The 10,296-nt window shown below is 72.6% G+C and carries 8 protein-coding genes; 4 read left to right on the top strand and 4 right to left on the bottom strand.

All coding sequences use genetic code 11. The annotated features are described in order from the left end of the window. Positions 1-141 precede the first annotated feature (141 nt). Positions 142-2,076 (bottom strand): APC family permease, encoded by a 1,935-nt coding sequence (locus SSNG_RS03715; RefSeq protein WP_042800493.1) that lies wholly within the window; start codon positions 2,074-2,076, stop codon positions 142-144. Between the two features lie 176 nt (positions 2,077-2,252). Between SSNG_RS03715 and SSNG_RS03720 the strand changes: the two genes are divergently transcribed. Beyond that, positions 2,253-2,672, top strand: coding sequence for an SHOCT domain-containing protein (locus SSNG_RS03720; protein ID WP_007262460.1), 420 nt, complete (start codon positions 2,253-2,255; stop codon positions 2,670-2,672). A gap of 48 nt (positions 2,673-2,720) precedes the next feature. Here SSNG_RS03720 and SSNG_RS03725 read toward each other — a convergent pair whose 3' ends face one another. Continuing rightward, entirely contained in the window at positions 2,721-3,176 is a 456-nt protein-coding gene (locus tag SSNG_RS03725; RefSeq protein WP_007262461.1) for a (2Fe-2S)-binding protein, read from the bottom strand. Between the two features lie 18 nt (positions 3,177-3,194). Next, the gene (locus tag SSNG_RS03730; RefSeq protein WP_007262462.1) at positions 3,195-5,426 is read right to left on the bottom strand and encodes a molybdopterin cofactor-binding domain-containing protein; all 2,232 of its coding nucleotides are present in this window, start codon (positions 5,424-5,426) and stop codon (positions 3,195-3,197) included. A 300-nt stretch (positions 5,427-5,726) separates the two neighbouring features. On the opposite strand from SSNG_RS03730, the gene SSNG_RS03735 reads away from it, so the two are divergent. Both SSNG_RS03735 and SSNG_RS03740 read left to right on the top strand, forming a co-directional pair. Further along, positions 5,727-5,975 (top strand): SCO4226 family nickel-binding protein, encoded by a 249-nt coding sequence (locus tag SSNG_RS03735; protein WP_042802895.1) that lies wholly within the window; start codon positions 5,727-5,729, stop codon positions 5,973-5,975. Between the two features lie 282 nt (positions 5,976-6,257). Next, positions 6,258-7,682, top strand: coding sequence for a SpoIIE family protein phosphatase (locus SSNG_RS03740; protein ID WP_007262464.1), 1,425 nt, complete (start codon positions 6,258-6,260; stop codon positions 7,680-7,682). A 135-nt stretch (positions 7,683-7,817) separates the two neighbouring features. Here SSNG_RS03740 and SSNG_RS03745 read toward each other — a convergent pair whose 3' ends face one another. Beyond that, entirely contained in the window at positions 7,818-9,311 is a 1,494-nt protein-coding gene (locus SSNG_RS03745) for a hypothetical protein (RefSeq protein ID WP_007262465.1), read from the bottom strand. A gap of 231 nt (positions 9,312-9,542) precedes the next feature. Here SSNG_RS03745 and SSNG_RS03750 point away from each other — a divergent pair. After that, on the top strand, positions 9,543-10,296 hold a 754-nt coding region (locus tag SSNG_RS03750; protein WP_007262466.1), incomplete at its 3' end, for a phosphotransferase.

Consider the following 10,296-nt stretch of genomic DNA (forward strand, 5'->3'; position numbering starts at 1 on the left):
TGTACTGCCACCGCAACACCGCTCGAACCGGCTGCGCCGCCTGGAGCGGCGTCACCGGCCGCGCCCTCTCGGACCCGGCGCACGTGGTGGAACTGGCCCTGGCGCACGCGGCGGCGGCCCAGGCCCCCTCCCCCGCCGGGACTACGGCGCCGGCGGCTCCCCGTGGCGGGCCGACTCCAGCAGGTACGGCACGTCGATCACCGCGACCCCCGGGGTGAACAGCAGCCGCGCCTTGAGCCGCAGCGCGTTCTGGTTGTGCAGGGGCTGCTCCCACCAGTGCCCGACCACGTACTCCGGGATGACCACCGAGAGCGCGTCCGTCCCCTCGGCGGCCGCGGCCTCCTCGACGTACTCCAGGACCGGTCCGACGACCTCCCGGTAGGGGGAGTGCAGCACCTTGAGCGGGATGCCCGGGTCGTGTTCGGCCCAGGTCTCGCGCAGCCGCCGGGCGTCCTCCTCGTCGGCGGCGACGGACAGGGCGGTGAGGGTGTCGGGCCGCAGTCCTTGGGCGTAGCCGAGGGCCTTGAGGGTCGGGGCGTGCACGTTGGCGACGAGGACGACGACGTGGTGGCGGGAGGGCATGCGGGGTCTGACCCCGGGGGCCACGGCCACCTGGCGGGCGACCTGGTCGTAGTGGCGGCGCACCCCCTTCATGCCGAGGAAGAGGGCCGGCATCGCGATGACGACCAGCCAGGCACCGTGCGTGAACTTGGTGATCAGGACGATGACGAGGACCAGGGCGGTCATGACGGCGCCCACGGCGTTGATGGCGAGGCGGCGGTGGACGTGGACGCGCTCGGACCGGGGCGTGGCGGGTGAGGCGAGTTCGCGCCGCCAGTGCCGGACCATCCCGGACTGGGAGAGGGTGAAGGAGACGAAGACGCCGATGATGTAGAGCTGGATCAGCCGGGTGAGCTCGGCGTCGAAGGCGACGATCAGCGCGATGGCGGCGAGCGCGAGCAGGACGACGCCGTTGGAGTAGACGAGGCGGTCGCCGCGGTTGAAGAGCTGGCGGGGCGCGTACCGGTCCTTGGCGAGGATCGAGGCCAGCATCGGGAACCCGTTGAAGGCGGTGTTCGCGGCGAGGATCAGGACGCCGGCGGTGACGGCCTGGAGCAGGTAGAAGAGGAAGTGCCAGCTCCCGAAGGTGGCGCGGCCGATCTGGGCGAGCGCGGTGGACATCGGGGTGCCCGGGGGGAGGCCCAGTTCGGTGGGGTCGGCGGCCGCGTGCACCTGGTAGACCATGGCCAGGACGGTGATGCCGGCGAACATGGTCACGGAGAGCGCGCCCATGGCGGCCAGGGTGGTGGCGGCGTTCTTGGCCTTGGGCTTCTGGAAGGCGGGGACGCCGTTGCTGATGGCCTCGACGCCGGTGAGGGCCGTACAGCCGGAGGCGAAGGCGCGCATCGCGAGGAGCACCACGGCGAGGCCGGTGTAGGTGCCGGCGGCGGTGATCGGGAGGTGGGCGGACTCGGCCCTGATGGTGTCCCCGGTGGCGAGCCGGACGGCGGCGACGGCGAACATCAGGTAGATGACGAGGACGAACCCGTAGGTGGGGACGGCGAAGACGCGCCCCGACTCCCGTACGCCGCGCAGGTTCATCAGGGTGAGCAGCACCACGAAGCCGACGGACAGGGCGACTTCGTGGTCGCTGAGGGAGGGGATCGCCGAGGTGATGGCGGCGACGCCGGAGACGACGGAGACGGCGACGGTCATGACGTAGTCGACGAGCAGGGCACTGGCGGCCGTGAGGGCGGCGGTCGGTCCCAGGTTCTCGGAGCTGACGACGTAGGCGCCCCCGCCGCCGGGATAGGCGTGGCAGGTCTGCCGGTAGGAGGCGACGACGACGACCAGCAGGAAGACGATGGCGGCGGCCGCGTACCAGGTCAGGTGGAGCAGGGCCACTCCGCCGAGGGCGAGGATCAGCAGGATCTCCTCGGTGGCGTAGGCCACGGAGGAGAGCGGGTCGCTGCAGAAGATCGGCAGCGCGAGCCGTTTGGGCAGCAGGGTCTCGCCCAGGCGCGCGGTGTCGAGGGGTTCCCCGACCAGCACGCGTTTCGCATTGATTCGCCTCATTACGGCATGATCATCCATTTCAGCCGGATAACGGGTGCTTCCGGTCTGTGTCCCAGGGCGGGGCGTTACGCCGTACGGCCCAGTGGCGATCTTGCGGGGGCGCTGCGATGGTGATCGGGTCGGCCGCCGCGCGGTCCTCCCGGACCCGGCAGCCGCCTCGACGGAAGGAGACGGCCGTGCACGCAGCTGTCGACCTGGCCTACGACTACCCGGTGCTGGGCGCGTTCTGGACCGTGATGTGGATCTTCCTGTGGGTCATGTGGCTGATCCTGCTCTTCAGGGTCGTGGTCGACGTGTTCCGCGACCACGAGATGAGCGGCTGGGTCAAGGCCGCCTGGCTGCTCTTCCTGTTCCTGATCCCGTTCCTGGGCGTGCTCGTGTACGTCATCGCCCGCGGCCGGGACATGGGCCGGCGGGAGATCAAGCACGCGCAGGAACAGCAGGAGGCCTTCAACGCCTACATCCGGGAGACGGCCGGCTCGGTGACTCCCGCCAAGGCGGGCGCGGACGACCTGTTCCGGCTCTCCGAGCTCAAGGCCAGGGGCGAGCTGAGCGAGGAGGAGTTCCAGCGGGCCAAGCAGAAGCTGCTGGCCTGACCCGGCGGCCCGTCCCCCTCCGCCTCCCCCTCGCCCTCTCCGCGGCCGTCACATCCTGGCGGCCGCGGCGCGGATGGCCTCGCGGATGCGGAAGTAGGTGCCGCAGCGGCAGATGTTGGCGATGGCGTCGATGTCCTCGTCGGTCGGCTCGGCGGTCCGCTTCAACAGCGCCACCGCGGCCATGATCTGGCCGGGCTGGCAGAAGCCGCACTGGGCGACGTCCTGTTCGAGCCAGGCCTCCTGGACGGGGTGCAGGCGGTCGCCGTCGGCCAGCCCCTCGATGGTGGTGACCCGCTTTCCCGCGCAGGCGGACACGGGCACCACGCAGGGGCGGACGTCGACCCCGTCGAGGTGGCTGGTGCAGGCCTTGCAGACGTCCACCCCGCAGCCGTATTTGGGGCCGGTGACGCCCAGCATGTCCCGGAGCACCCACAGCAGGGGCAGGTCGTCGGGGGCGTCGACGGTGACGCTCCGGCCGTTGACGATGAAGGTGTGCAGAGGCACGGCGGCGTACTCCAGCGGTCAGCGCGGGTAGGGGGTGAAGTCGACGTCGAAGTCGAGGGGGAAGCTGCGGGGCTTGGAACCGGTGGCCCGGGCCCAGGCGTTGGCGATGGCCCCCACGGCGGCGGGCACTCCGAGCTCGCCCGCGCCGCCCGGCTCCGTGCCGGTGGCCGGGAGCACGAAGACCCGTACGTCACGCGGGGTGTCGCGCTGCTGCGCCCAGTGGAACTGGCTGTAACTGCCCTCCAGTGGAAGCCCCTTGTCCAGGTGCAGCCCGGCCCGCAGGGTGGTGGAGATCGCGTCGGTGAGACCGCCGATCATCTGGGCCTCCAGTCCGCGCGGGTTGACGGGCAGGCCGACGTCGACGGCGATGACCGCCTTGGTGACGCGGACGCGCTCCGGGTCGCGGGTGTCGATCTCCACGAGGCAGGCGGTGCGCGACTTGTACTCCTCGTGGAAGGCGATGCCCTGCGCGCAGCCGGCCGGCATGGCGCGCCCCCACTGCCCCTCGGCCGCCGCCTTGTCGAGCACGGCGCGCTGGGCGTCGGTCTTGAGGAAGGTGCGGCGGAAGCGGTAGGGGTCCTTGCCGGTGGCCGCGGCGAGTTCGTCGACCATGATCTCCTCGGCGCCCCGGGTGTTGGCCGAGTACACCGAGCGCCAGGACCCGGTGGGGATGCCCGTGGGCACCTCGGTCAGGGCCTGGGTGGTCAGCCCGAAGTGGTACGGGGACTTCACCGTGGTGAGGAACAGGGTCTGGGCGAGGGTGGCGTTGCCGATTCCGGAGGGCAGGCTCGCGGCGGTGGCGGTGATGATCTCGCCGAGTCCGTGCCGGAAGTCGGTCTCGGCGGCGGCGACCCGGTGCTCGAAACTGAGGACCTCGCCCAGCAGGTGGGTGGCCCGGATCCGGTGGTGGGTGGCGGGGCGCATCCGGCCGTGCCGGGTGTCGTCCACGCGGGTCCACATGAGCTTCACCGGCCGGCGGCAGGCCTTGGAGATCCGGGCGGCCTCCAGGGCCGCGTCGAAGAAGAGCCGCCGGCCGAAGGAGCCGCCGGCCTGGACCACGTGCACCTTCACCTTGTCCAGCGGCAGTCCGAGCTCGGCGGCGATGGTCTCCCGGGCGACGATGGGGGACTTGAGGCCGGACCAGATCTCGGCACGGTCGTCGCGGACGTCGGCGACGGCGGAGTTGGTCTCCATCGGGGCGTGGCTGACGAAGGCGAAGTCGAACTCGGCGTCCACGTACGGGGTGAGCAGCGGCGGCACCAGCAGCGGCGGGGTGGCGGCGCGCAGCTTCGTACGGATCTGCGCGTCCGAGAGCTGGTCGGCCGGGCCCGGGCCCCAGTCGACGGTGAGGGCGGCCTTGGCGGTGAGGGCCTGCCCGAACGTTTCCGCGACGACGGCGACGCCGGTCCTGACGGTGACCACGTCCAGCACGCCCGGCATGGCCTTGACCGCCGCGAGGTTGGTGACGGCGCGGACGGTGCCGCCGACGGAGGGCGGGCGGCGCACCACGCAGGGCCTGGCGCCCGGTACGTCGAGGTCGAGGGTGTACTTCTGGGCGCCCGTGACCATCGCGCGGGCGTCGATCCGCGGGGTCGGGGTGCCGACGAGGGCGTGCTCGGCCGCCGGCTTCGGGGAGGCGCCGAGGACGAGCAGGCCGGGCGAGGCGGCGGCCGCCGAGAGGCTCCCGTAGCTCGCGGTGCGGCCGTCGGGGGCCCGGACCGCGCCGTTCGCGGTGGTCAGCCGGGCGGCGGAGAGGCCCCAGCGGGCGGCGGCCGCGGCGACCAGGCGGGCCCGCGCGGTGGCGGCGCACTGGCGGACCGGCCCGTACAGCGAGCGGATCGAGTTGGAGGAGCCGGTGAGCTGGTTGAACAGCAGCTCGGGGCGGGCGTCGTCCAGTTCCACCCGGACCGTGTCCAGCGGCGCGTCCAGCTCCTCCGCGACCAGCATGGCCACGGCGGTGGTGAGCCCCTGGCCGACCTCCTCGCGCGGCAGCCGGAAGCGGACGGTGCCGTCCGTCTCCACCGCCAGCGCCAGCAGGGCGGAGGTAGGGGCGCCGGCCAGGATGAACAGGTCGCCCAGGTCCACGATGTCGGCGATGGCGGGCAGGGTCGGTATGACGGCGTGCGCGGCCTGGGGGGCGAGCAGGTCGGCCCCGGCCCGGGTGACCAGGGCCAGCGTGGGCGCCGCGACCAGGTGGGTCAGGAAGGAGCGGCGGCTGCGCCCCGCCGGCGCGCTGCTCTGTTCGGTCATCAGGTCGTGTCCCCCACCGCTCCCCGGGCCCGCGAGAACGGACCTCCCCCGGCTCATTACCGACACGTAGGGTAGCGATCACCGGGAGAGGTGGGAAGCGCGGTGCCGAACGGGGTCCTTCGTTCGAGTGGTGCCCCGGACGGGCCGGCGACCGCGGTGACGGAGGGGATCCGGGGTGCGCGCGGCTCGTACACGTCGACCGTACGATCGACCGCCGCCCGCCGGAGGGCCCTTTTCCGGCCGCGGGCGCACGATGGAAGCAGACCCGTACACGGCGCGACACGTGAGGAGGTGTTCGCGGTGGCCAAGTACATGGATGTCCACCACGGGATGAAGGGCATCACGGCGGACCAGCTGATGGCCGCCCACCGGGCGGACCTGGCGATCCAGGCGGACGAGAAGGTGCAGTTCGAGCGCGCCTGGGCGGACCCCGCCTCCGGCGAGGTCTACTGCCTGTCCGAGGCCCCCTCGGCGGACGCCGTCCGCCGGATCCACGAGCGCGCGGGACACCCCGCCGACGAGATCCACCCGGTGCCGCTGATGGTGTGACGCGGCGCCGGACTCCGGCCGGGCGCGGCGTGGACAGGGCCCGGAGCGGGCAGGAACGGCACGGACACGAAGACCACGGCTGACCGGAAATGTTCGTACGGACGGGAGGCAACCGGGAGGCCTTCGGCATATGCCCCGAGCAAGGCCGTTACGGATGTTGCCAAACGCCTTACAGGCACTCTGCGGCTGTGCCACAGTCGTAGTCGGTCCACAGCCGTCACCGGTCGTCCTCCGGGACCCTGGCCGAGCCGCCTGTATCGCCGCGCCTGCATCGGAGTCATCATGCCGTCCCACCTGTACGCGGACCGTCCCGCGCAGCCGCCCGAGCCGGGATCGGTGGACGCACTGATCTCGCAGACCCGCCGGCTGCGCGGCGAGGTGGACGCCGTGCGCCGCGACACCGTCGTGGACGACGACGACGCCCAGGGCCGCTGGCAGCGCGCGCTGTGCGACCTCGCCGTGCACCACCTCGACGACCTCGGCCAGCACCTCGGCCAGCTCAAGGAGGGGCTGCCGCCCGCTCCCGAGCCCGCCGAACTCCCCGCGGCGGCCCCTGAGGCCGCGCAGGAGGACCGCCAGACCCGCGTCGGCAGCGCCGAGTGGAACCTGCTGACGGACGAGGTCACCTGGTCCGAGGAGCTCTTCCAGATCTTCGGGCGGCCGCCCGAGGCCGGCCCGCTGCCGCTCGACGAGCTGGGTTCCACCCTGTTCTCCGAGGACCAGCCCCTGATGACCGCGATGGTCACGGACTGCCTCGTCGACGGCAAGCCGATAGACGGCGAGTTCCGCATCGTCCGCGCCGACGGCCGGGTCCGGACGCTGCACATGAGGGGCGAGCCGGTGCTCGACTCCGACGGCTGCACGGCCTCCATGTGGGCCGTGCTCCGGGACGTGAGTGAACTGCGCCGGAGCCAGCGGGCGGTGCGCGAGTCACGGGACTCGCTCCAGCGCCAGCGGGAGATCGCGCAGACCGAACACCGGCTGGCGGTCGAGCTGCAGGAAGCCGTGCTCCCCCCGTGGCGCGGCTCCCTGCGGTTCCCGCACGAGAACGCGGGCACGATGGACGTGGCCGCGCACTACCTGCCCTCCGCGACCAGCGCGCTGATCGGCGGCGACTGGTACGACGCCCTCGAACTCCCCGACGGGCGCTCCCTGCTGACGGTCGGTGACCTGACCGGGCACGGGGTGAGCGCCACCTCCGGGATGGCGATGATGCTCGGCGCCCTGCGCGGGATGGCCATGGCCGGGATCGAGCCCGGCCCGCTGATGGGCTGGCTCAACCAGCTGCTGGAGACCTCCGTGCAGCCGGCCCTCGGCTCGGCCGTCTGCTGCCGTTACGACCCCGCCCGCCGGGTGCTCTCCTGGGCCCAGGCCGGGCACCCCGCCCCCCTGCTCTTCCGGCGCGGCCAGGGCCGGGCCCTGCAGCCCCCGGAGGGGGTGCTGCTCGGAGCCACCTCCGGCGCCGTGTACGGGCAGGCCGAGGAACGGCTCGAACTGGGCGACGTCCTCGTGCTGCACACCGACGGACTGACCCCGCGGAGCATCGAGTTCAGCCGGGCGGACGGGACCGAGCGGCTGCTGGCGCTCGCGCCGAGGTTCTCGGAGGCCCGGTCGGCGCGGGACTGCGTACGGATGGTCACGGAGGAGTTCGGCGAGAGCGAGCGCGAGGACGACGCCTGCGTCCTGGTCGCCCGCATCGGCGGCTGACCGCGGCAGGGGAAGCCCGGGGGGCCGGGAAACGCAGGGGGCCGCGCCGGTGAGGCGCGGCCCCTCCTTCCGTTCTCCGTCGTTTCCGGCCCCGCCCCACGCCTCCGGCCCTCTGCGACACCTGGCACCTGGTCCCTAGACCTCCGCTCCGCGGGCGACGGGGGCGGGGCTGTCCGGGAGGGCCAGCTTGATCTCCTCGCGCAGGTCCTCGATGCCCGCGTACCCGGCGTACTGGCCGGTCAGCCGGTACATCTCGCGGAGCCGGTCCCACGTCCGGTGCGAGGAGGTCTCGTTCATCGACACCAGGGCGAGCCGGGCGTAGCGGTCCGCCTGCTCCGGGTCGTCGGCGATGAAGCAGGCCGACGCCATGGAGATGTAGTCGAAGATCTGCGAGCGCTGGTAGCCGTCACCGCGCAGCCGCAGCGCCTCCCGGGCGTGCCGGGCCGCGATGGGCGCGGCCGAGGCGTCGTGGTCGGCGAGGGTGCGGTACGCGAGGGCCTGCATGCCGTGCAGGTCGGCCTCGTCGAAGTGCTGCATCCAGGAGGGCGGCGGCACGTCGCCCTTGTCGGAGACGAAGAGGTCCTCGGCCTCGCCCAGGGTGCGGCGCATGGCCTGGCCCTTGCCCATGGCGGCCTGGGCCCAGGCCTCGATGGTGTGCAGCATGGCGCGGGTGCGCGGCAGGGTCTGCTCGCCGGAGCCGGACTGCGCCAGCTTCATCAGGTCCAGGGCCTCGTTCGGCTTGCCGAGGTGGACCATCTGGCGGGCGGCGCGGGAGAGGGCCTCGCCGGCGCGGGGCCGGTCGCCGCCCTCGCGGGCCGCGTGTGCGGCGATGACGAAGTACTTCTGCGCCGTCGGTTCGAGGCCCACGTCGTGCGACATCCAGCCCGCCAGCACGGCCAGGTTGGCCGCGACCCCCCACAGCCTGCGCTGGAGGTGGTCCGGGTGGTGGTAGGCCAGCATGCCGCCGACCTCGTTCAACTGGCCCACGACGGCCTTGCGCTGGAGCCCGCCGCCTCTGGAGGCGTCCCAGGCCCGGAAGACCTCGACGGAGCGCTCCAGTGCCTCGATCTCCTGGGAGCCGATGGGCGCGGCCTCGTAGCGGTCGTAGCCGGCCGGAGCGGCCTGGTAGGGGTCACCGAAGGTCTTCGCGTTCTCGGCGCCGGCGGGCTCGGTGTGCAGCCAGTCGTACATGGCGTTGCTGAGGGCTGAGCCGGCGGTGAGCGCGGCTCCCGCGCCCATCAGGCCGCGACGGTTGAGCATGAGGTCCATTCCCGTGAATTCGGTGAGGACCGCGGCTGTGCGTTCGGGCGCCCAGGGCACTCCGTCGGGGTTCTCCTGAACCCCGTCCGGCTGCCGTTTGGTGGTGCGCCGCTGCCGTACGAACCCGAGGTCCTCGATGGTCACGACACGACCGAGCCGCTCGGTGAACAGTGCTGCCAGTACCGTGGGCACCGGTTCGCGCGGGGTCTCCCCCATGTCGATCCAGCGCCGCACCCGCGAGGTGTCGGTGGCCAGCTGGTGGTGGCCCATCGCGGCCGCCTGCCGGTTCACCATCCTCGCGAGTTCGCCCTTGGACCAGCCGGCCAGGCCGAACAGGTCGTTCAGACGGGTGTTTGGACCTTTGCTCACGTCAAGCCCCCAGGTTCTCGGCTGAGTTGACAGTAACCCCCTGTCAGATCCCCGTGGACTATTCGCCAGGGTTCGCCACCCGCCGCCCCGTGGTTCGCCACCTGCGGGCGGGTGTCAGGTAGGAATGCGCCTCCCCGACCCGGTTCACCGGCGGAACTCCCCAGGGTGAAGTACGGGATCCGGCGGGGCGGCGTACGCACTCGTCGGCGCACGAAGGGAACCGTAAACGCCATGTACGCAGCAACGTCCTCCGTGTCCGCCCCGGTCCGCCCGCACCGCACCCTCCAGGCGGGGGGCGGCTCCTACCTCGAACCCGGCCGCCAGCCGGTACCGGCGCAGGGCGCCGTACGGGCACGGCGGATGCCGGGCGTCGGATCGCAGCCGCTCAGCGGAAGGATCGACCTCTCCGGGCCGCAGGGGGCGCAGCTGCGCACCGCGCTCGCGTCGGTGCAGCGCATCTGTCCGGAGTTCGCGCCGGTGCAGGTCCTGCGGCGCAGCGGCCGGTCGGTCCTCCTCGTGGGGACGACCGGGCGGATGACCGCGGTCGCGAAGGTTTTACTGGACCACTCGCCCGAGTGGCGCGAGCGGTACCGGCACGAAATAGGGACGTACCGGACCTTCGTCCGGCACCGCCCGCCGGTCCGCGTACCCCGGCTGATCGCCGCGGACCCGGAGAACTGCGTACTGGTGGTGGAGCGGATGGCGGGCCGGGTCGCCGCGCTCCAGCGGCACCCGGTGGAGGCGCCGCCGCGGACCGACGTACGGGCGGCGCTGGGAGCGGTGTGCCGGGTCAACCAGTGGCGGCCGCCGGCCGACCTGTTCGGGCACCCGGTGGACTACGTGCGGCGCATCGCGCGTGACCACGAGCTGGGCCTGCTGACCGACCGGGACTTCGGCGACCTGCAGAAGCTGCTGCACGGGCTGCGGCCGGCGGGTGTCCAGTGGCAGTTCAACCACGGCGACGCGCTGCTGTCGAACCTGCTGC

It is taken from the genome of Streptomyces sp. C (assembly GCF_000158895.1).
GTDB classification, from domain to species: Bacteria; Actinomycetota; Actinomycetes; order Streptomycetales; family Streptomycetaceae; genus Streptomyces; species Streptomyces racemochromogenes.

Bases quoted from the DNA above. Each gene is read 5' to 3' on its own strand.
- SSNG_RS03715 (WP_042800493.1), bottom strand. From the start codon at position 2,076: ATGAGGCGAATCAATGCGAAACGCGTGCTGGTCGGGGAACCCCTCGAC.
- SSNG_RS03730 (WP_007262462.1), bottom strand. From the start codon at position 5,426: ATGACCGAACAGAGCAGCGCGCCGGCGGGGCGCAGCCGCCGCTCCTTC.
- SSNG_RS03740 (WP_007262464.1), top strand. From the start codon at position 6,258: ATGCCGTCCCACCTGTACGCGGACCGTCCCGCGCAGCCGCCCGAGCCG.